The organism is Cytobacillus sp. IB215316, from assembly GCF_033963865.1.
Taxonomy (GTDB): domain Bacteria; phylum Bacillota; class Bacilli; order Bacillales; family SM2101; genus Nanhaiella; species Nanhaiella sioensis.
In genome coordinates this window covers 1-21,930 of sequence record NZ_JAXBMC010000027.1, presented here as the reverse complement: position 1 = coordinate 21,930, position 21,930 = coordinate 1, and the positions used below count along the sequence as shown (strand labels likewise).

Genomic DNA, 21,930 nt, shown 5'->3' with positions numbered 1-21,930 from the left:
ACAGAAAAAGAAAGCATAGCAGCATTGCTTATAAAACACCCCAAGCAATAGAAGAACTATTCAGAGACTCTGCATAAAACTTAATCTTTTTGTGTCCAAGATATTGACTCAAATCCAATGTTTTAATCTTTTTTACACTTTCTTTATATTTTCTAAGTTTATGTTTATTGTAAGCAAAAGTGATTTTATCCAAAACAAAATTAGTATTTTGATTCATACAAAGAAACCCTCCTTTAATTAATGACTTATATAAAGTTTAGGTTTTTCAGTCCATAATGTTTACTTTAAATAAAGCTGTTTTGGCATTGATTGTTGTTATACGTTCTAAGATGTAAGCATGTATACATCTATCTTTCGAGGCATCTTTTCTTCAATAAAACGATGATTGATGAGTAAAACGACATCTTGATTGTAGGAACTACAAGTAACAAAGTTAACGAAAAGAGCCTTTGCTAGGGGTGTTTTAGAATAGAATGTTATTTTTCGTACCAAAAATTATGAACGTATACATCTATCTTTCGAGGCATCTTTTCTTCAATAAAACGATGATTGATGAGTAAAACGACATCTTGATTGTAGGAACTACAAGTAACAAAGTTAACGAAAAGAGCCTTTGCTAGGGGTGTTTTAGAATAGAATGTTATTTTTCGTACCAAAAATTATGAACGTATACATCTATCTTTCGTGTCATCTTTTCTTCAATAAAAACGATGAATGATGAGTGAAACGACATCTTAATTTTCTATTTTAGGAACTGTAGTAACAAAGTTAATGAAAAGAGCCTTTGCTATAGTAATTTGAAACAAACAGGGTATTTATTTCGCAAAGTATAAAAAATGTACAAAAGAGTATGATGATATCATAATAAAACTGATTATTAGTATGATTAACCTAATTCGGAGTTTCACTATATTTGTTTAAAAAGGATAATTCTAAGAGGACATTATTCTGTTACTGTTTTTGTTCCAAGAGGGACGAGGTTGTGATCTTTAAATTTTATAAAAATACATAATATAGAATAATAATTAATTATTTTATCATAATTAGTTTATTTTTACCATTTTAGACTCCGAGAAATTCAAATTGTAATTTGAATTTATTTCTTAGTATGAAAAAAAATAATAATTTGGAAGTAGAGATTAATTGAAAAATATTTGAAATAATTGATGTAAGTAAAGCATAGATTAAGAAGAATTTTAGAATATACGGAAACGAGACACACGAGGAATGTTTAAGAAGAGAATACAAAGAAGAGATGGGAATGGACATTAAAACTGGTGATTTTATAGGATGTGCTAATAGGTATTTTTTCTAATAAATGAATGTAAGTACTATCTCAGTGAAAGATATTTATATATATTTGATATTGGTAAGGAAGCAAGTAAACCAATAGAAAAAGACCACTTTCTAAAATGGATTGAACCATCAAAAGCAATTGAGCACTTATTTCACGAACATCAAAGTTGGGCAGTTAGTCAATCTTTGATTCGATTGCAGGTATTCTACTAATGGCGCGTATAAGACCTAAAAAGAGTCTATTTCAATAAAAAATAGGTGTTTTCTCAAATTGAAGTAGTTTCATAGAAAAAATTTCCATTTTCATTACAAATGACACCACCTCAAAAAATAAGTTAAGTGTTGTAAATCAAGACCATTTATGAAGCATCTAATATAACAAGCTGCAATTAGTCTGGAAAAAAGGAAGATTCATTTTTTCATATATTTACAAATTGTTGAATAACCCTTGGTACAGTGTTAAAATAGTAAGTACTATTAGGCGAAAGGAATGATGGGTGGACAATGGTTAACTAACCTAACTTTTAACTTTTGAAATTTGATATTTCAAATAATAAAAACTTAGGATTAGTCTGCCCATTTTTCTATATATTGAAGAGCTATAATGGTAAGTAGCTTTTTTAAGTACGGCAAAATGCTTTTTGACTAATCCTTCCAAAAATATTTGGGAGGATTTTTTATTCTCCCTGAAAAAGAAGGGTGATCCTTTATATTAGAACTACTGCAATTACAAAAAATAAAAGTTGAAATTGAAGATCATATTATTTTTGAAAATATAAATACGAATGTACAACAAGGGGATGTTATCGGAATCATAGGTAAAAACGGTGCAGGTAAATCAACTTTATTACAATTACTGAACGGTGGCCTTCAATCAACAAGAGGACATATAAAACACGTACAAAATGATCTTACAATTACTATGGTTGAACAAGAAAAAGAGTCTTATTTTCTTGGTGAGGTTACACCTCAAGAGGAAGTGTTATTAAAGAGTTGGAATGTTCCAAACTGTGACTACTTGAATTTAAGTGGGGGAGAAAAATTAAAAGCACGCCTTGCCAAAGGTTTAGCCAAAAATGCTGACATTTTATTGCTCGATGAACCAACAAACCACTTGGATGAACAGAGTTTGGACTTCCTTATAAGAAAGTTTAAAAGTTATAAGGGTACGATTATTCTCGTATCACATAATCGTTATTTTTTGGATAAAGTAGTAACAAAAATATGGTCAATTGAAAATCAAACACTTATTAGTCATTGTGGTAACTACACCAGTTTTTTGGAATATCGTGAAAGTGAGCGACTAACTCAACAACGTGAATATGAGAAACAACAAAAAATGATAAAACGAATAGAAGGTCAAATGAGCCAACTAACATCATGGGCAAAGTCTGCTCATGCCCAATCAACAAAACAGGAAGGCTTTAAAGAATATTATCGAGTAAAAGCTAAGCGAATGGATTCACAAGTAAAATCAAAAGAAAAACGCCTTGCAAAAGAACTTGAAAAGATAAAAGTTGAGGCACCTAAGGCAGAATACCAAATAAATTTTTCATTAAAAGCGAACCATAAAGTCGGAAAGCGGTTCTTAGAAGTTAAAGATTTAGCAAAATCTTTTGAAGGACACAATCTTTTTAAGAATGCTAACTTTACCATTCAGCATGGTGAAAAGGTTTCAGTTATTGGTCCAAATGGTAGTGGGAAAACTACGTTTTTGAATATAATAGCCGGAAAAGAAATAGTTACTAAAGGTGATATATGGGTTTCTCCAGCAGCAAATATCGGCTATTTGACTCAAGAAGTATTTGACTTGCCCCTTTTTCAAACTCCCAAACAGTTATTCGACAAAGAGTCATTTGAAGAGAGAGGGCACGTACGTAATTTAATGAAACATTTAGGATTTCTTGATCGTCAGTGGACAGAACCAATTGAGAACATGAGCATGGGTGAGCGTGTGAAGTGTAAATTAATGAAATATATTCTAGAAGAAAAAGATGTACTTATCCTAGATGAACCAACGAATCATTTAGATTTGCCTTCTCGTGAACAACTTGAAGAAACATTAGAAATATATAAAGGCACTCTATTGGTTGTGTCACATGATCGTTATTTTCTTGATAGAACAACAAATGCTAAACTCATATTTTTAAATCATACTATTTATAAGCAAATTAATGAGAAAGAATCGTTATCCAAAAGAGATGATAATGAAGAATTACGTTTAAAACTTGAAACTGAACGACAAGAAGTTTTAGGGAAACTTAGCTGTAAGACTCCAAATAACAAAGAGTATGAGGAACTTGATGTTAGATTTAAAGAGCTTACAAAATTAATAAAGAAGCTTCAATAATTCGTTGTAAAATCATCCAGCATTAAGTTTTTGTTTATCCATTATGTGGCGTGTTTCTGTTATAGAAAAACGCCTTTTTTTATAAGAAACTTTTGGCTTATATGAATACAGTGGGTATGGTTATAGATTACAAACAATCATATTTGTTATAAAATACATGTTGTAATAAGAGAATTTCATTGTAGGTAAAGTCATGAGCTCATATTGAGAACAATTGGATTAACTGATGATGCAGTTTTTTTTTGAACTGACTTTTTACGCAAAGGCTCTTTTCGTAAATTTTGTTACCATTGTTCATAAAATAACAGATTTAACAGTCATCGTTTTATAGAAGAAAACATGCCATTAAATCTAGATGTATACGTGTAGCATTTTTATACATAAAACAACATTAGATAAGAAAATAGCAACTCTATTTTTTAGCTTTTTAATCTACGCTTGAGAAGAAAGTAGGATATTTTAATTATGTCATAAAGATAACTTGCCCTTATAATTAGTTTTATATATTAGAGTTATAGTGTTACGAATAGAAAATATTTTGTAAATAATGAGGGAGAATTTTACAATGAAGATTGCATTAAAACAAATAATACAGTTACAAGATGATAGCAAATATGAGAAGATATATAAGCATTTTAGTTCCAATGTAATCCCCCACAAAGGTGATTTTATTTGTGACCGTCTTTATGAAGATGCCTCTGAGAGTGAGGTTATAAGGGTTGCAATTAATTATGCCTCAAACGTATGCTATGTTACGCTTGCCCCCATCCAGCTAGATTCAAATGATGTAAAATACTTGAGAGAATATGTAGATGCTGCAATTAGATCTGAATGGGATTGTCCATTAAGGAAGTATTAAGGCAATAATATCTATTAAAATTGTTGTAGTATGTTATGCGATTAGGCCGTAGCGGTCAATCAATATCATAGAAGTATATATAATTTGAAGGGATTTATGATCACATTCATAGTCATGGGTGTTTCATCGTATTTCTTTTTGAGGAAGTTTGCTGAATTCGTTATGAGTGTATGGAAATGATATTTTGTTTAGTAAATTTCAACTGAATTGAAGCCTAATTTCTTTATGTGGTATTAAGAAATTAGGCTTTTTTTATAATCATCTCAAATTAGAAAATACATTGTTTATTTTAATTGCGACATAAATTGTCATTATTAGGTGGTACATTATTTTTGTAAGTAAAATATACCATTTTGGGGGAGAATTTATGTTTAAGAAATTAGAATGTGTTGCAATTTATCCAGATGATATTCAAAAATCTATTGATTTTTACCTTTCTTTGGGGTTAAAGCAACACTGGAAAGTAGAAAGAAAGTTAGATAGCGGAGGAACGTGGACAATCATAGCGTTGAAATTCCCAGAAGAAAATAGTTCAGAGCTTGTTTTACAAAATGACCCAAATATCAATGTCACAGATGTTGAAATCCTAGTAGATGACGTCAATTTAGCTTATCAAGAACTTAGCAAAAATACAGAGATAACATGGATTAAAAAACCGTTTTCAACGGAGTCTGGTCATGTTGCTGTAATGGAATCACCTGTTAAAAACGTATTTGTGCTAGTTGGAAAATAACAGGTTGAGATTATTGTGATGAAGCTAGATAGAAGTGTATATAGAGACAACATATTACTAGTTTTTCAGTTCTTTTAGCTAGGCTCTTTTCTTAAACTTTGTTGTGATCATTCCTAAGCTAGGGGATAAAGATGTCGTTTTACCAAACAGTCATCGTTTTATAGAAGAACAGATGCAAAAATTCTAGGTTTCGTGCTTATTTATTAGTATGAAAAAACAATCTAATAGGAAGTAGCCTTTCGAAAAGATTAGAGACGCTACATAATTAAGGAGGAAAAACGGTGAAGGTAGCCTTAGCAGATATCACAGATGCACCAAAAATCGTGTCATTCTTCAAAAGAAATTTATGTCACAATAATAGTGGTATTTGTTCTGAAGAATTTTTTTGCCCTCTAGGAACTCAAGCAGCCATATGAAGAAAACAGATGATTGTGGCTATAGTAGATGATCAAATAGTTGGCGCATTTCGATTTTACAGAAAAAAAACATCCAATAGCATTTCGTTATATCAATTTGCTATAAATGAAGGTTTTCGGGGGCAAGGGGTGTTGAAGAAAATGTTACGTTCCATCAATGATTTACCAATTTATGTATTATGTCCTATCGAATCCAAATTTAATGAATATTATTTTAAGTCAGGTTGGTATCTACAAGAACAAAATGCTAGTTTTAAAGTCTGGGAATTTAAAGGCTAAAAACTTTGAGTTTTAGTTAATGACTATGTTCTGTTTAAGTATTACTGAAAGCTCAAAATGCACGTTTTAGATAAGCGCAACTGCCCAAACATTAATATACATGTATATAAAGGTATTATGTGAAACTAGTATAACTTAACTCAAAGTCTAATAACTAAAAATTCACTTAAATTTTTTGTGTCCAAAATAGTATTTAACATAGACCAACACAGCACGTTACCGTAACTTCTTCAAAGTTCTGACCACTTAATTTGCGGTTTAGATATAGAATTTGTCTAGTATTTAAGTAACTATGTACAAACATTCAAATTACAAGTGTTCCTCCAAATTATTCTTTAACTATTAAGGAATCAATAAAAACTCTATCGCTACTCAATTAAATGGTGCAATCGATTTAATTAAGATGCAAAGCCTAATCTTTCAAAAAACATATTTTGAAAGATCAGGCTTTTTCATTTTGTGTTCTGTATATGTAAATATGTCCTTAAAATTATCTTGCATGTTTGTAATACGCTAGATTATAAAACAAGGAATAAATGATCTAGTGGTATAATTGGGGGCATATTAAATGAAGGAGTTTGTTATGACGATAAAGTGGGTTGAAGTAATAGAGAAGAATTTTATAGAATTAGAGATGATTTTTGAGCTATATAATCGAGTATTTCCTATTGAAGTGAGAGAACCACAAGAAATTTTTCTAAGAAGCTTACAATATGCTAAAGAAAGAAGACCGAATAATTATCACTTCATAGTTGGGAAGAAAGAAAATCAACTTGTTTCATTTGCTACGGGACACTATTTTGCCGACGTAAACTCAGGGTTCATTGTATATATCGTAACTAACCCTCTTATACAAAGTAAGGGAATAGGCTCAAAGACACTAGAGAAGTTAGAAGATTTACTAAATAAAGATGCTATCTCAGCAGGGAATTCATCTCTAAGCGCTATTTTCTTAGAAACAGAAACACAAGAAATGCTACATACAGAAGAAGAAAAGGAAGATTGTATCAAAAGAAACAGATTTTTTGCTAACAATGACTATGAAAAGTATGAAAAAATTGTTTATCAACAACCATCTTTACATGATGAGGTGGGAGATCTACCACTTAACCTTTTTATTAAGAATTTAGATATTACTAAGCAAAGTAGAGAAGATATAAAAAAAGCCATCAGAACCATTTATAAAGAAAAGTATTCTCTTGTTAATGGCATTGATAAAAGAGTCCTTAACAACTGTCTTAAAAAGATGGGACTAGAAGACGGAGAATTACTTTAAAAAACTTTTACAGTAATTTGAAGCATACTGAAAAAGATATGCACCTTTTTCGTTAAGATGGATTGTGGAGCATTGGTAAATGATTTACGGCTTACATAATACTTGGGTCTATACTGTAAAATTTTAGATGAAGGAAAAAGGGCAGTTAAGTTACTAAGGGAAGAAAGGCTAATCAAATTCTGTAAAGGAATTCATAAATTTAACGGTTATAGACGGGGTTTTTATAACTGCAAAATTTATAGACAGTGGTTTAAGAAAATTATTAGACATCAATTCGTTAGAAAGTTCTTTTTATGAAAAATATAAAAGGAAGTACTTTATTGTAAGCAAATTAATTTACAAAGATGATGTTTGAGATTATAATTCAACTATTCAATTAATCTATTGAATAGTTGAAAGGGGATTATTCATGCTTAATGAACGTAATTTAAAAGACATGTTATATCAAGAGTATGCGAGGATTGGGAAAAGTTTATCAAGCCCTAAACGATTGGAAATTCTTGACCTGCTATCTCAAGGCCCTAAGTCTGTGGATGCTTTAGCAAAGTGTACAACAATGTCTGTTGCTAATGTATCTCAGCACTTGAAAACTCTTTATAATTCAAAGCTAGTTAAGTTTAAGAAGGAAGGAAACTTCGTTATTTATGAACTAGCTGATGAAGTAATTTCGAATTTTTTAATTTCATTACATGCATTATCAGAAAAGCAATATATGCAAGTACAGCAAATTAAAGAAGAGTTTTTAAATAATCAACTTGATATAGAAGGAATAACTTTTATAGAGCTTAAAGACCGAATGGAGAAAGGTGAGGTTTTACTGTTGGATGTAAGACCGAAGGAAGAGTATGAAAAGGCTCATATCCCAGGAGCAGTTTCTTGTCCTATCGAAGAATTGGAAGCTAAACTTGCATCTTTGCCAGCTAAAAGTAATGTAGTTGCTTATTGCAGGGGACCTTATTGTTTAATGTCGGCAAAAGCAGTAGAAATTCTTAAGGAAAAAGGTATTAATGCATTTCGATTGGAAGATGGTGTTAGAGAATGGGAGCAATTTGCTGATAAATGAAATTAACGCTCATTTTGAAGGCAAAAGATACTAAGGAAGCATGGATAGGTTCTATATGTGCAAATGCTGCAATAATTCTGGACATAGAGAAATACTTTTCTCATGGGTGGAGCTGCTGAAATAAAAAATATCTTTATGTACAATTACTTAAATAGTACATTTGTAAGATGGTTTAAGGATGGTAAGGCACTATCAATATAAATGACTAAATACAAGAAGGTGATAATGAGTGTTAAGTAAAGAACAAGATCCGATTGAGAGTTATATAAATTCACCAGAAAAACTTAAAAAGTTATATAAACGAGTGTTGTTTGTTGTGAGTCTATCACAAATATTTGGAGGAGCAGGGCTTGCGGCGGGGATTACAGTAGGTGCTCTTTTGGCCCAACAAATGCTCGGAACGGATGCTTATGCAGGAGTTCCGTCAGCCCTCATTACTATAGGATCAGCAGGAGCAGCACTAATCGTAGGAAGACTCTCTCAGCGATATGGACGTCGTACAGGACTATCGACAGGTTTTATTGTAGGTGGACTCGGATCAATTGGAGTTGTGATTGCTGCCCTAATGAATAATGTTATTCTTTTATTTGCTTCGCTCCTAATTTATGGAGCAGGTACTGCAACAAATTTACAAGCCCGTTATGCAGGGACGGATTTAGCAAACAATAAACAACGAGCTACTGCAATCAGTACTACAATGGTCATGACAACGTTCGGAGCTGTTGCTGGTCCCAATTTAGTTGAAATTATGGGTGATTTTGCTCTTTTCATTGGTGTTCCAGCTCTTTCAGGCCCCTTTATATTATCTGCTGCTGCATTTATCTTAGCAGGTCTTGTACTATTTATTATGTTACGGCCTGATCCATTAGATATTGCAAAAAAGATAGCAGCGTATAAACAAGAGAATGCGCAAGCAAATAAATCATATTCTCCTAATAACACTAATAATAAAAGAGGTCTTGCTGTCGGTGCAACGGTTATGGTTCTAACACAAATTGTAATGATAGCAATTATGACGATGACACCAGTGCATATGAAACATAATGGTCATGGTTTAGCTGCAATCGGCATTGTTATTGGGTTTCATATAGGATCAATGTACTTACCATCACTTATTACAGGGGTACTTGTTGATAAAGTTGGTCGAACAGCGATGAGCATAGCTTCGGGTATTACATTGTTATTCGCTGGCTTATTAGCCGCATTCGCGCCAAGTGATTCAATGATTCTCTTAGTAATAGCCCTTTCTTTACTTGGTTTGGGATGGAACTTTGGTTTAATCAGTGGTACTGCACAAATAGTTGATTCTACTGAGCCATCAACTCGTGCAAAAACACAAGGGACACTTGATGTTTTTATTGCATTAGCAGGAGCTTCTGGCGGTGCTCTTTCGGGTGTAGTAGTGGCAAATACAAGCTTTCTTACATTATCATTGGGTGGAGGATTACTTTCCTTGCTTCTAATACCTGCTGTCATTTGGTCTCGTAGAGGTAAAGTTTTAACAAATTCAATAAATCAAAAATCTGTATAAATAGATATGGTAATACGTAGCGACCTTTAAAGGTACAATTTTCTTTGATGAAGCTATTTGCCTGGTGAAGGTGCTTTTGGTTTAACAGGTAATGAAGTTAATCCATAAAGTTTTAAAAAGTGTTTACCAAGAAATGTCCAAATTCTTTGTTTATCTTAACTGTTATTAATGCTTTAAGTAATGTTTGAAGTATACTGATGACAGTGCGTTCGTTACTTATGCTTGGACTAAAATGGATAAAGAAACCATTATAAGTTGTGAAGTTGAAACGATAGATGTCAAAATATATACTTCAGTTTTTACTTTCCGTGACTTGAAAGTGGCGGTTTGTGGTGGAAGCTGCATACAGTTGTTCGGCTGGTTATTTTCAAGATAAACAAACTTCAAATAATAAGGAAATGATGATGATTGCACGAGGGGAATATGAGAGAAGTGTTGGTTTTATTCTAACACTTCTTTTATTTTTTTGTTTGACTAAAAATGGTATAAACCTAGTTAGAGTTGTAAAGTAGAAAGGCATAGAAGCTATAGCAAACATCAATAACATGGAGAATGAAAAGAGGTTAGCTCCCTAATTTAGTATGGAATTAAGGAATTGTGAGTCATAATATGGAAATTTCCTTAACCTGTATATAAGTTATCCAATATAGATTAACGAGATGATTGATTGACAAAGTGAAATTTGGTGCATTTTTGAAGAAGAGAAATATTCTTTTCTTTTACAATAATTAATAGTGTAAGTTTTGGATGAACCGATTTCGACGACTTTATATAGAAAGTACTGGTGAATTGGAGAAAGCAAAGGAAATATTAGTACAGGAGAATATGGTATAATTGTAAAAGTTTAAAAATTCATTCAATAAACTAAGGGATGAATTCTACGAGAGATTCTCAAACAAACTCATCTCTTAACATAAACGGATGAACGCTAAAATTAACAAAGATTGATTTACGTTTCTCCAAATTTGAAAGGGGAATTTCTTTTGAATAATGTCAATGTAAGGCTTGAAAAATTAAATTCAGAAAACTGGTATGAGTGTTGTCACTTAGAAGTATCAAAAGAACAAGAAAAATATATGGAACCAAATGCAATTTCTATAGCTCAATCAAAGTTTGAATCTACATTAAAACCTTACGCGATCTATTTCGAAGATAAATTAGTAGGTTTCTTAATGTATAATTCTGTAAAAGAAGAACTTGATGGTTATTGGATTTATAGAATAATGATTGATAAGAATTTTCAAGGTAAGGGCATAGGTAAGGAAGCGACTAAGTTAATGATATTAGAGATGATTAAATTATTAGATGCAAAAAGAATTATTGTAGGTTATAATCCTGAAAATTCGGGAGCTCACCATTTGTATGCAAGTTTGGGATTTGTTGATAATGGCGATAGATTTGGAAAAGAGATGGCTGTTATTAAAAATATAACAGATTAAAAGATATTAAATGGAAGACAAAATGGGTTGGAGGCAAAAAAAGGCTTTTTTATTGATCTAACCTATAACTAGAATTTATGCAAATATAAAACTGATGAACCTCATAATGAGTTACATAGATTTAAGCTATATTTAAATTTTTTCCACAATATAAATGTATACATGACAATATAGAATATACGTTCGTTTTGGAGGAGTGAAGAAAAACATGCCAGAGTTAAAAGTGAAGGATGTAAAACTTCATTATCAAGCATACGGAACTGGAAAACCTATTATTATGATTCATGGCTTTTCTCCAGATATGAGGCTAATGATAGGATGCATGGAGCCAGTATTTTTACAAAAAGATGGTTTCAAAAGAATATATATAGACCTTCCAGGGATGGGCAAAACAAAAGATTATAATGAAGTCAAAAACTCGGATGACATGTTAGATATAGTCATTGAATTTATTGATAAATTAATTCCAAACGAGTCCTTTTTAGTTGTGGGGGAATCATATGGCGGCTATATAGCTAGAGGAATTATTCATAAAAAAAAGAAAGAAGTAGACGGAGCTGCATTTATTTGTCCAGTCATTATTCCTGAAATGAGTGAAAGGGCTCTCCCTGAACATTCCATTATTTATAAAGATAATGAATTTTTAGAGCAACTAGATGAAGATGAAAGAGAAGGTTTTGATTCAATTTCAGTCGTGCAGGATGAATATAATTTTAATAGATTTAAAAATGAAATACTACTTGGGTGTAATATAGCTGATGAACAATTTTTAGCAAAGATAAAGCAACAATATAGTTTTACTTTTGATGTAGATCAAGATTTGTATGAACTGCCAAGCGTATTTCTTCTTGGAAGACAAGATTCGATGGTTGGGTTTAAAGATGCACTCGATTTAATTGATAAATTTCCAAGAGCTACTTTTGCAATTTTAGATAGAGCAGGACATAACTTACAAATAGAACAAAAGGCGCTTTTTGATACACATATAACTGACTGGTTAACTAGAGTAACAGAGAAAAAGTAACAGGGTAAATCTAGTAGCTCTTTTAATGATATTCTCAACTGTCTCTGCAATTGAAAAGCACCTATTTCACCAAATGTTGAATAAGCAAGTCAATTAAAGATGTGGTTAGTATAAGAAGAGATATAATTTAAGCATAACAAATTGAATGGTGGATAATACACGTGGATATATTAATTGAACAATTAGATGTGACCGATGCACACAATTTGTATAAGTTTGAACTTCAAAACAGAGAATTTTTCGAAGAAATGGTACCGAGCAGAGGTGACGACTACTATGGGCTTGAGGTGTTTAAAAAAAGGCATGAAACTTTACTTGAAGAACAAGCTCAAGGAAGTTCATATTTTTACTTAATTAAATCTACAGATGGTTCTATTGTTGGAAGGATAAATCTAGTTGACATTGATAAGTCACAAAAAATTGGTCATCTAGGCCATAGAGTAGGTCAACTATATACTAGAAAAGGTGTGGCTAAAAAAGCAGTAAAATTACTATTAGAAAAATTAACAGACCAAGATATAATACAAGTTAAGGCGAAAACAACAACCAATAACATAGCATCTCAAAAAGTTTTAGAGAAAAACGGATTTAAGCATTCAAAATCCTATGATGAAGAATCTGAAATGAATGGTCAGAAGTTAAATTTTGTTTATTATACATGGACGAATAAAGCTTAATTTTGTTGAGCTAGCTGACGACTTTGAAATCACAATACAAGCATAAAATATACAGTTTTTAGTATGTATTACCCCAAGGAGATCAAATAGAATTGCAAGTTGATAGCTAATAACTTTAATATTTTTAGAAATATATGGACCGACTCGTTTCAAAGAGGTACGATAGTTTAGAGGTATTTTCTTCTTTGTAATTGGTCAGCTACATTTTGTATGTAGTGAGTTTTAAGATTATAAACATTTTCTTTCTGAAAATGTTTAATATATTGTTAAATCTAAGAAAAAGGTTTATAGAAACCTTTTTCTTCTTATATGCTCAAGTTTAGTAATATCTTATTGTTGGGTGTTTTTTTCCTACTTGTTTGTCAAGTAAAGGCTACAAATACAAAAGTCTGAGGTTATATTTTTTTATCTATAAATTGATTTACTATCAGTTCCAAATAATGTGTTTAAGACACTTTGGCAATGATTTGTGTATAATTATGATATAAATAAGTTAGAAGAGAAAAGTTCGAATACTAATACTCTAGTTTAAAGAAAAGGTTGGTTTAATTATGTTATGGGAGAATCATTAAAACATTTCATTGATAGCCGTGTAGGAATCTCTAAATCGAAGAGATTATGGATGGCTATAATTCTAGGAACATTAGCAGGGTTTGGACCGTTATCCATTGATATGTACTTGCCAGCACTTCCTGATATAGCCAAAGATTTTAACGTAAGTCCATCACTAGTCCAACTTAGCCTGACTTTTTTCTTACTTGGTTTAGCATTTGGTCAGCTTTTAGCCGGACCAATCAGTGATGTCCGGGGGCGACGTTTACCATTATTAATTGGATTAATCACCTATTTTGTTGTTTCCCTTTTATGTGTTTTCAGTCCTTCTATCTGGACATTAATTGTATTACGCTTTATTCAAGGGTTGGCAGGTTCAGCGGGTATTGTTATATCAAGAGCGGTTGTTCGGGATTTGTATTCCGGCACAGAACTTACCAAGTTCTATGCATTGCTTGCATTAATCAATGGTATTGCACCTATTTTGGCTCCAGTATTAGGAGCACAGTTATTAAAAATAGTTCCATGGCAAGGTGTATTTATTTTATTAAGTATTATAGGTTTAGTGATGTTTTTTGTCGTCCTATTAGGCTTACCGGAAACCCTTCATGACGATAGGCGGTCAGTTGGGGGAATAAAAAATACCTTTATTACTTTCCGAAATCTTATTTTGGACCGAACCTTCATAGGTTTTGCATTAGCTCAAGGATTTGTCTTCGCTGCCATGTTTGCTTATATATCTGGTTCTCCCTTTGTGGTGCAGAATATTTATGGCGAATCACCACAAATGTTCAGTCTCATCTTTGCAATAAATGGATTAGGCATCATGATTGCTAGTCAGACCACAGGGAAGTTAGCAGGACGAATACATGAGTCAAGGCTTTTTCTTTTTGGGTTAGCTACTTCACTATTTGGGGGGATATTTTTATTTGTGTTGATTCTCCTAGATGCTAGGTTAATTTTCCTTCTAATCCCACTATTTTTTGTTGTATCAAGTGTCGGGATTGTAAGTACATCTGGATTTTCACTAGCTATGCAAAAACAAGGAAAGAATGCAGGAAGTGCAGCAGCCCTATTAGGAGTGATGTCACTAGCATTAGGTGCATTCGCAGCACCACTTGTTGGAATAGGAGGGGAACACACTGCCATACCAATGGGAATGGTTATCGTAGGTGCAGGTGCAAGCGCGGCACTTTCCTATTTATTTCTTATCCCTCGAGAGGAAAGGTAATTATACGCTGATCATGCTGGGTAATCTCCACTAACAAGTGGATACGACCTAAGTAATAATTAATTATGAGAAGCGAAACACCTAGAAGTCATGCATGGTTTATTAATAGATACAAAGCGATGCTCAAGGTATATTTTGCTATATATCCTTGATCTCGAATCAAATCCTTCAAGTAAAATAAATGCTACATCTAGCAATTGAAAGCATTCAATACAATTCACTAGTATAATTGTAAATCCTCAAATGCATTTAAATAACTACCAAGAAAAACAGTCCTACACCAATTCTTGTTTGTGGGGCTGTTAACTTATTTGTACAATGATGCTACTTCCGAATTAACTCTACAGATATCCTCAAATTTTTATCTTTATATTATTATGCTTGTGCAGTGTATGTCCTAAAAATGACTTGCATTGAGCAATGTCAATGTAAGTCAGGACTACTTCGATGGTTGGCTCTAACACTTCAACATTTGTGTTTTTCATCACCTCTAATTTCTCTCTGATATTTTAAATACAAAAAAATACTTTTCAACCAATTTATCAATAGCCCTTAATTTCTTTTTGTCTAAGAATAATAAAAGTTGTTTAAAAATGTTAGTAATCTTATTCCGCACTAGGGCCATTATTGTGGAATAACAAATATTTATATCTGTTGTGTAACTATGGTTATTTTAGTTATAAAATAAAGAGATGTTGAAGCAAATGTAGAGTATCGATAAAAAGTGAAGTATACAAAAAAACAGAAATAAACCAACTAATATAGTTTATATAGATCTCTTGACGTTTACTTCTAAACTTTCACAAATAACGCACTTATAAACAGGTGCATAAACATATATAATCTATTGAATCTAGTAACTGGTAAAGGAGATCAGAATGAATACAAGTGAATTAAGAGCATGGGCGGAAAAGAATGACGTAGAAAGTAAAAAAATCCTATATTTTGGAAATATATTAACTCCTATGAAGAGGAGGAAAATGAAACATTCTTTGATCCAGAAGTTGATAAAAATCAATTGGAGGTTAATCTAAATGGTGTAGGCCTTTTCATCGATGCATGGAACAAAGATTCATATATACAATATGGTTATGACTATATAGTTTCGTATTTGCCAGTCATTTATAATGAAGAAGAATTAGGTACCTACAAATTATTTTTTACACTTGATGGAGAAATTTGGGATGATACTTTTTCATCTCTTTAAAGGGCTAATTATGAAAACATGGGCACTATAACACAGCTTTTAGGAGGTTTGATCTTTGGAAAAAACAAAGGTGATGGTCTACTTTACCATATTTGGTGAGACATTTCCCTTAGATTATGTGACCGATAAATTAGGGATAACACCAACAATGACTTATAAAAAAGGGGATGTAATTCCTAGACGCTCAAAGACACTTTATAGAAAAGAAACTAGTTGGGTATTCGGAACAAGCTACGAAGAATCTTTTGATGTAAATGAACAGTTAAAACAAGTAATAATCCCATTAAAAAATCAGATATCAATAATTAGCGATATAAAAAAGAAATATGCTGTTGAGTGTCAATTTAACATCGTAATTGTAATAGAAGACGGAAATACACCTGGATTACATCTTGATAGAGACGTAATCAATTTCGCTTCATTAATTGATGCTGAATTTGACATTGACTTGTATGCAAATCCTTATGAAAACGATGAAGATTATTAAAGAACGGATAAAGACATCTAAATTCTGCAAGATTAAACAGTCTCTGTAAGTAGTTTTATAAACAGGAATTAGTGATTGTAAAGATAAGTACATAAATTGACGAAGCATTTTGGTTAGGAAGTTACAATATTTATAAACAAGGTGAGGAAATTGAAAAATAAAACAGCTTTTAATATTGTTCAAAAACATATTAATAATTGGGATTGTTGGGGTCTATTATCTGGTGGTGCTCCATTAGACGAGTATAAGTTAGAAATCACATGTATTGTTAATGCTTTGCCACAAATTAAAAATCATTTGGACTTAGCTAATAAAATTAAAGGTGTATTCGATAAAGCATTTGGAGAGGAACATAGTATTGAAGAATGTATAAAAATATCTGTAGCTATTTGGGAAGAATTCATGAAAGAAAAAAACACCATTTTCTTTAGCTAACATCACAGTCTTATCCCATAAAATGAAGCGTATTATTGACCTGTATTTAAGAGTGGATGATATTACTTTAGGGCAGGTATGTAGAATAAGAATAGAAGTTTGGAGGTTCATGATGATTGTAGATATGGATGTTCGATGTCACTTATACGGTAATATGTTTTCAGCAAAAAAAGTAGAAGAACTAACAGGATTAACCTTGGATAATAAGGTGGAAGTTGGCGATATAGCAACAAGGGGTAAATACAAGGGAATGCCTACCCCATATGGAAACGGGGAACTATCGCCCCCAAGTGAATATAAAGAAAAAAATGACTTCGGACTGGAATGGATATCTTTAATTATGAATGACTATATAAGTGTCTTTCGCAGTTGTGGAGCAGAAAATATTAATTTAGTTATCGGTGTCTTTTATGAGGGTCAATGTAATTTTAGCTTGCCGTCAAAAGCATTAAAGCTAATCGGTGAAATGGAGATAGAATTACAACTAAGTTGTTATGAAAGTTAATTTTTCTTCCTGCAAAACGTCATAGATGCCGTAATTAGCAACCAATGGTAAAGTGGAGTTAAACTTGGAGAGAATGGAATTATTTACAATAATAAGACCGTTGATAGATAAAAAATAGGCTCAACAAGAAATGTACTGGATGATCTCGTAATACGAATGGAGCAAATCTAAAATAAAGATAAGTTTGTTTTTCTTATATGATCCTGGTGGTACTACCTAAGTATTTAATATTAAATAATAATTGATTTAAGTTATAGGGGTAGAGTAGTTATAGAATACCCCTAAAGCAGAAGGTGATGTGTAGATGTTAGATTATATTTGGATAGATGATAAATCTCCGATATTAAGCCAATTACCAAACAATTTTAAATCAGCAGCAATTTTGCTCCACCCATTTATCCAAATGCCTTGGGGGTGGGAAAACAGTAAAGGTAAGAGTACACGTGAACATATATACCCATCTGATAAAGAGGCTTTGTTAAGAGGTAAACCCGTAAGGTGGGAGGAAATAGTACACCAAAGTGGTTTGAAGAATATAGAGGAAATGGCTATTGCATTAAAAACATCAATAGTTGCAATAAGTAGAGAATATGCAAAGGAAGATCTAGCAGAGAAATTGAATTTAGGTATTAAAGTAGACCAGTATTATCCAGATGAAGATTTCACATCAGTATTCTTAGTATCTGACTTACTACATGTCCTGAGTTCAAAGGGAGCAACAAGATTATACTATTCATACCCTTTACTTGATAAATTTGGTGCTTTAGAAATGAAAAATATCAATCCTTTAGATGTATGTCAACTTTCACTTAATGAACTAATGATTACAGATGAAAATATGGATTTTGCATTCATGAATGTTTCTGACTCTTTTATTACAATATTTATGACAAAACATGATAACATAATAGACATTATTAAGTCGGTAAATTGTGAAGCAATTGTATGAGATAAGAATACTTATATTAACTGGTGGTTGACCGGAAGCCTATAAACTATTATAAAATGAGGGTACAAGTTACTCCCTCTTTGTTGTGTTGATCTTCCACAGTAATGGTGCTTTGGAAGGAAAGTTTATTTTTGATATATGCAGCATAGGTTGTGGGGTTAATGGGTATGACCTAGTTTCGGACAAATTTAAGGGAGTTAGGATGTATCCTGAGTAATTTATTGAACAAGGTGGATAAATAGCGGGAGGAAAAAATGAAAAAATTCCGTGGAAAAAAACGTTATTTTCGGAATCTCAAGAGAAAGGTTATGAATTTCGAAATAAATTGTGGTAACGATTCTTGGTTCGACTTCTGGCACATTCACCTCGATTTTTATGGAAGAGGCAATAGAAATTTAAAAGTAAGAAGAGAACATATAAAAGCACATATTTCATTGTATAATAATCTATTAAAAAAACTTGAACAATATGATAAGGAATATCAGTCCTGGGTTTACATTTGTGAGGATGATACAGGATCAGATGCAGTCTATATTCATACCCCGAATCCGAATTATGATTATTTCCCCCATCAAATTCGGGATCTTCAATGGAAATGTGAAATCCCTAAATCTTTTAAGGATCTTATAGATTTAAATAAATATAATATTGGATATTATAAATCGAAATATGAAGAGGCTTATTTTATTCAATCAAAATTTCATGGTATAAGATTATAATTATTTAACTAATAGAGGGTTTTACGTCGATGATTTACCACCTCTATTTTCCGCAATATGGCGCAAGAATGTAGCTAAGGCTATCCAGACTACCTTAAGAATAATATCAATTAAAAATGGATCAACTAGGTAACTGGTTGAAGCCTCATAAAACGATATGGCGCTAATCTGAAATAAGGATTAGCGTCTTTATCATTTTAGGGACTTATTGTTGAACAACAAATTCCCATTCCTAATGTCTTAGATTGGGTTGTAAGAAAAATTTGGAACTTTTTCATGATAGATTCGTATTACAGTGTACAATGAAAAATAATAGGGGTGTTTGTCTTGCGTAAGAAAATATTTATTATAATCGCTCTAGTTGGAATCATACTATTTGCTGTTTATAGTCTCATTCAAGGAACAGACAAACCAACTAATAAAGAAGAGACAACTTCTGTAGTAGATTTATCTAATTCTATTGAGCAGCAGGTGGAAAATCTACATGCATTCTCGAGATTATATGGATACATACGTTATTTTCATCCAAGTGATGAAGCTGAACAAATTGATTGGGAAAAATTTGCTATATACGGAACGGGTTACGCAGTTAAAGCAAAAAACACTGGGGATCTAAAAGAAAAGTTAGAGGAATTATTTTTACCTATTGCTCCAACAATTCAAATCTATCAAGAGGATGAAGAAGTTATCGACACTCTCAACATAAATTCAGAGGATTCAAGTTTGAAGTACATTGCTTGGCAACATCTAGGAAAAGCACACAACTGGCCATACACAAAGAAAAAAATTATATTTAATGAAACTTCTTCTACTGGAAAATTATTCGACTCTCTCCCTACCATTGGAGACAAAATCTCTGAACCAATTAATAAATCGCTAAGAACCCATATTCCTATAGTTCTTTATACTGATGGTGAAATAACATTAGGTTCAACTAAACAATCTAAGGAAAAGCTAGAAAAATTAGTAGAAGAGATGAATAAAATGACTACATATGGTTTACATACACGCCTTGCAGGAGTAACAATTCTTTGGAACGACATTCAACATTTTTATCCTTACTTTGAGGAAGTAAACGTAGATTGGCTTAAAGAGCTACCATCTTTTATACAGAGAGCACTTATAACCAAAAGCCATGATGATTATTATGAACTAATTGATTACATGACAGAAAAAATAGCTGATGGCCATATTAGTCATACTCTCCAAAGGTGGAGAGAGCCTTATAGACTACCATTTACGGTAGATAAAGCGGACGATCAATTGGTGATTACATCTACCTTAAATGATACTCCTTTTATGGTCGGTGATGTTATTACGTCAATAGATGGAAAATTGTCAAATGAATTTTTATTAGAATTACAAGAGAGGGTTTCTGGTTCGCCACAAACTAAAGAACTGCTTTCTTTACGAGCACTTAAATTTGGAAAAAAGAATGAAACTCTTTTACTCGAAATAGATCGTAATGGGAAATCCTTATTGTTAGAAGTAACATATGGCACCGTCACCGCGGGTGGTTTAAGTAACTTTCCAGTCATTCAAGAAAGTATTATAGAAATTGAAGAAGGGATTTATTATATAAATTCTAATGTTAGTTATGACGAATTAACTCCCTATATAAATACCTTGTCAAAAGCAAAGGGAGTTATATTCGAATTTAGAGGGGGGCTAGCACTGGATCTTCGTCCGTTAATTAGCCATTTTACAGACCACGCTGTTAAAAGTCCACTAATGGCAATAGAACAAATTATATACCCAGATCATAAGAAACTGGCTGGATATAATACTAATGGAACGTGGACAATTGAACCTCAAGAACCTAGGTTTGAAGGTGATTTAGTTTTTTTAACTAATGCAAATGCACTGAGTTATGGTGAATCTATTCTCGGAGTAATTGAAGACAATAATTTAGGCTATATTGTTGGTCAACCAACGGCTGGTGCAAATGGGGATGTTACTGAAAGCATCTTACCTGGGCATGAAAACATTCGGTTTACAGGATTGAAAGTTGTCAAATCCGATGGCTCTCAACATCATCTTATCGGTATTGAACCAACACATGTGGTTGAACGTACCATAGAAGGAATAAAAGCCGGTAAAGATGAATACATTGAAAAAGCAATTCAGATAATTAATCAGTAAGAGGATAGTTTTGGATAGTGTTGCCAGAAGATGTTCTGCTTTAATATAGATGTTAAAAAAATAACTCCTTATTCAACAAAAATTGCGCTTTTCAGAAATAATTCCGAAAAGCGTCTTTCTTTATGTATGGCTCTTCTCGTAAAGATTGTTTCTTTAGAAAACACAAAGAATAATTTACTTGGTATTATGAATGTAAGGATTTATTTTAATGAGACTGAGTATAGCTTAGACATAGATACAATCAACCGAGGAGATATTAACCTAGCTGATTTGGAGTGAGGAATGTTTGAAAATAATTAAGCTATTTTTGATAGTTATCATCGGATGGGTAGGTTATCTAACTTATCTCAACCTCTTTGTACTTGAATATCAAGCAGGGTATCAATCGACGCGGAATGTTGAAGTAACAATAACTGAAAAAGGATACGATAACAGTAATAATGAATATTGGTTAAAAGGAGTAGAGGAACATAAAAATGGTTTTGATTATAAATCTCGTTATTTTATAATTGATTCCCCAGAAGAATGGAAGAGAATTTATCCTGATAAAGTGTATATCGTTTCATATTACATTGTAGATAAGGTGAAAAGAAACAATGTACACATACCTGTTATTTTAGATTTTGTTGAAAAACTTGATTAATTTTGCACAATTCATGAGAAATAATGACAAAGTACATCAAAAAAAGAAATATGTTATTCAACAATATGGCGCTTTTCTGTCAAACGAAAAGCGTTTTCTTTATGGAAAAGGATTGTG

22 protein-coding genes are annotated in these 21,930 nt (G+C 32.1%); 21 read left to right on the top strand and 1 reads right to left on the bottom strand.

Translation table 11 applies throughout. The annotated features are described in order from the left end of the window. Positions 1-28: 28 nt before the first annotated feature. Positions 29-217, bottom strand: coding sequence for a hypothetical protein (locus SLH48_RS21480; protein WP_320259786.1), 189 nt, complete (start codon positions 215-217; stop codon positions 29-31). Positions 218-1,183: 966 nt separating this feature from the next. Here SLH48_RS21480 and SLH48_RS22570 point away from each other — a divergent pair. From SLH48_RS22570 to SLH48_RS21380, 21 genes are all read left to right on the top strand, one after another. Further along, positions 1,184-1,315, top strand: a complete 132-nt coding sequence (locus tag SLH48_RS22570; RefSeq protein WP_413785452.1) for an NUDIX domain-containing protein — start codon at positions 1,184-1,186, stop codon at positions 1,313-1,315. Positions 1,316-2,005: 690 nt separating this feature from the next. Next, positions 2,006-3,646: a ribosomal protection-like ABC-F family protein gene (gene abc-f, locus SLH48_RS21475; protein WP_320259788.1), complete on the top strand. Its 1,641-nt coding sequence runs from the start codon at positions 2,006-2,008 to the stop codon at positions 3,644-3,646. Between the two features lie 565 nt (positions 3,647-4,211). Continuing rightward, positions 4,212-4,505 (top strand): hypothetical protein, encoded by a 294-nt coding sequence (locus tag SLH48_RS21470; RefSeq protein WP_214483527.1) that lies wholly within the window; start codon positions 4,212-4,214, stop codon positions 4,503-4,505. A 367-nt stretch (positions 4,506-4,872) separates the two neighbouring features. Next, positions 4,873-5,238 carry a VOC family protein gene (locus SLH48_RS21465; RefSeq protein WP_320259785.1) on the top strand — a complete coding sequence of 122 codons (366 nt, stop codon included), beginning with the start codon at positions 4,873-4,875 and terminating at the stop codon, positions 5,236-5,238. A 281-nt stretch (positions 5,239-5,519) separates the two neighbouring features. Further along, positions 5,520-5,654 carry a hypothetical protein gene (locus SLH48_RS21460; protein ID WP_320259784.1) on the top strand — a complete coding sequence of 45 codons (135 nt, stop codon included), beginning with the start codon at positions 5,520-5,522 and terminating at the stop codon, positions 5,652-5,654. Positions 5,655-5,663: 9 nt separating this feature from the next. Continuing rightward, positions 5,664-5,933 carry a GNAT family N-acetyltransferase gene (locus SLH48_RS21455; protein WP_320259783.1) on the top strand — a complete coding sequence of 90 codons (270 nt, stop codon included), beginning with the start codon at positions 5,664-5,666 and terminating at the stop codon, positions 5,931-5,933. Between the two features lie 568 nt (positions 5,934-6,501). Continuing rightward, entirely contained in the window at positions 6,502-7,209 is a 708-nt protein-coding gene (locus tag SLH48_RS21450) for a GNAT family N-acetyltransferase (RefSeq protein ID WP_320259782.1), read from the top strand. 409 nt (positions 7,210-7,618) lie between these two features. Then, on the top strand, positions 7,619-8,272 hold the full coding sequence (locus SLH48_RS21445) for a metalloregulator ArsR/SmtB family transcription factor (RefSeq protein ID WP_320259781.1): 654 nt from the start codon (positions 7,619-7,621) through the stop codon (positions 8,270-8,272). 229 nt (positions 8,273-8,501) lie between these two features. After that, entirely contained in the window at positions 8,502-9,803 is a 1,302-nt protein-coding gene (locus SLH48_RS21440) for an MFS transporter (RefSeq protein ID WP_320259780.1), read from the top strand. A 983-nt stretch (positions 9,804-10,786) separates the two neighbouring features. After that, the gene (locus SLH48_RS21435; protein WP_320259779.1) at positions 10,787-11,242 is read left to right on the top strand and encodes a GNAT family N-acetyltransferase; all 456 of its coding nucleotides are present in this window, start codon (positions 10,787-10,789) and stop codon (positions 11,240-11,242) included. 208 nt (positions 11,243-11,450) lie between these two features. After that, positions 11,451-12,266, top strand: a complete 816-nt coding sequence (locus tag SLH48_RS21430; RefSeq protein WP_320259787.1) for an alpha/beta hydrolase — start codon at positions 11,451-11,453, stop codon at positions 12,264-12,266. A 161-nt stretch (positions 12,267-12,427) separates the two neighbouring features. After that, positions 12,428-12,943, top strand: a complete 516-nt coding sequence (locus SLH48_RS21425; RefSeq protein WP_320259778.1) for a GNAT family N-acetyltransferase — start codon at positions 12,428-12,430, stop codon at positions 12,941-12,943. A 556-nt stretch (positions 12,944-13,499) separates the two neighbouring features. Next, entirely contained in the window at positions 13,500-14,726 is a 1,227-nt protein-coding gene (locus SLH48_RS21420; RefSeq protein ID WP_320259777.1) for a multidrug effflux MFS transporter, read from the top strand. A 1,018-nt stretch (positions 14,727-15,744) separates the two neighbouring features. Beyond that, positions 15,745-15,933: a hypothetical protein gene (locus tag SLH48_RS21415; RefSeq protein WP_320259776.1), complete on the top strand. Its 189-nt coding sequence runs from the start codon at positions 15,745-15,747 to the stop codon at positions 15,931-15,933. Positions 15,934-15,988: 55 nt separating this feature from the next. Continuing rightward, complete coding sequence (locus SLH48_RS21410; protein ID WP_320259775.1) at positions 15,989-16,420, top strand: DUF4279 domain-containing protein; 432 nt, start codon at positions 15,989-15,991, stop codon at positions 16,418-16,420. A gap of 150 nt (positions 16,421-16,570) precedes the next feature. Beyond that, positions 16,571-16,855 carry a DUF1871 family protein gene (locus tag SLH48_RS21405; RefSeq protein WP_320259774.1) on the top strand — a complete coding sequence of 95 codons (285 nt, stop codon included), beginning with the start codon at positions 16,571-16,573 and terminating at the stop codon, positions 16,853-16,855. 112 nt (positions 16,856-16,967) lie between these two features. Then, on the top strand, positions 16,968-17,360 hold the full coding sequence (locus tag SLH48_RS21400) for a hypothetical protein (RefSeq protein ID WP_320259773.1): 393 nt from the start codon (positions 16,968-16,970) through the stop codon (positions 17,358-17,360). 304 nt (positions 17,361-17,664) lie between these two features. Continuing rightward, positions 17,665-18,309 (top strand): DUF2711 family protein, encoded by a 645-nt coding sequence (locus SLH48_RS21395; RefSeq protein ID WP_320259772.1) that lies wholly within the window; start codon positions 17,665-17,667, stop codon positions 18,307-18,309. Positions 18,310-18,563: 254 nt separating this feature from the next. Further along, on the top strand, positions 18,564-19,028 hold the full coding sequence (locus SLH48_RS21390; protein ID WP_320259771.1) for a hypothetical protein: 465 nt from the start codon (positions 18,564-18,566) through the stop codon (positions 19,026-19,028). 327 nt (positions 19,029-19,355) lie between these two features. Continuing rightward, the gene (locus SLH48_RS21385) at positions 19,356-21,170 is read left to right on the top strand and encodes a S41 family peptidase (RefSeq protein ID WP_320259770.1); all 1,815 of its coding nucleotides are present in this window, start codon (positions 19,356-19,358) and stop codon (positions 21,168-21,170) included. Between the two features lie 286 nt (positions 21,171-21,456). Next, the gene (locus tag SLH48_RS21380; RefSeq protein ID WP_320259769.1) at positions 21,457-21,813 is read left to right on the top strand and encodes a hypothetical protein; all 357 of its coding nucleotides are present in this window, start codon (positions 21,457-21,459) and stop codon (positions 21,811-21,813) included. The last annotated feature ends 117 nt before the right edge of the window (positions 21,814-21,930 follow it).

Bases quoted from the DNA above. Each gene is read 5' to 3' on its own strand.
- SLH48_RS21480 (WP_320259786.1), bottom strand. From the start codon at position 217: ATGAATCAAAATACTAATTTTGTTTTGGATAAAATCACTTTTGCTTAC.
- SLH48_RS21470 (WP_214483527.1), top strand. From the start codon at position 4,212: ATGAAGATTGCATTAAAACAAATAATACAGTTACAAGATGATAGCAAA.
- SLH48_RS21465 (WP_320259785.1), top strand. From the start codon at position 4,873: ATGTTTAAGAAATTAGAATGTGTTGCAATTTATCCAGATGATATTCAA.
- SLH48_RS21455 (WP_320259783.1), top strand. From the start codon at position 5,664: ATGATTGTGGCTATAGTAGATGATCAAATAGTTGGCGCATTTCGATTT.
- SLH48_RS21450 (WP_320259782.1), top strand. From the start codon at position 6,502: ATGAAGGAGTTTGTTATGACGATAAAGTGGGTTGAAGTAATAGAGAAG.
- SLH48_RS21445 (WP_320259781.1), top strand. From the start codon at position 7,619: ATGCTTAATGAACGTAATTTAAAAGACATGTTATATCAAGAGTATGCG.
- SLH48_RS21430 (WP_320259787.1), top strand. From the start codon at position 11,451: ATGCCAGAGTTAAAAGTGAAGGATGTAAAACTTCATTATCAAGCATAC.
- SLH48_RS21420 (WP_320259777.1), top strand. From the start codon at position 13,500: ATGGGAGAATCATTAAAACATTTCATTGATAGCCGTGTAGGAATCTCT.
- SLH48_RS21400 (WP_320259773.1), top strand. From the start codon at position 16,968: ATGATTGTAGATATGGATGTTCGATGTCACTTATACGGTAATATGTTT.
- SLH48_RS21395 (WP_320259772.1), top strand. From the start codon at position 17,665: ATGTTAGATTATATTTGGATAGATGATAAATCTCCGATATTAAGCCAA.
- SLH48_RS21390 (WP_320259771.1), top strand. From the start codon at position 18,564: ATGAAAAAATTCCGTGGAAAAAAACGTTATTTTCGGAATCTCAAGAGA.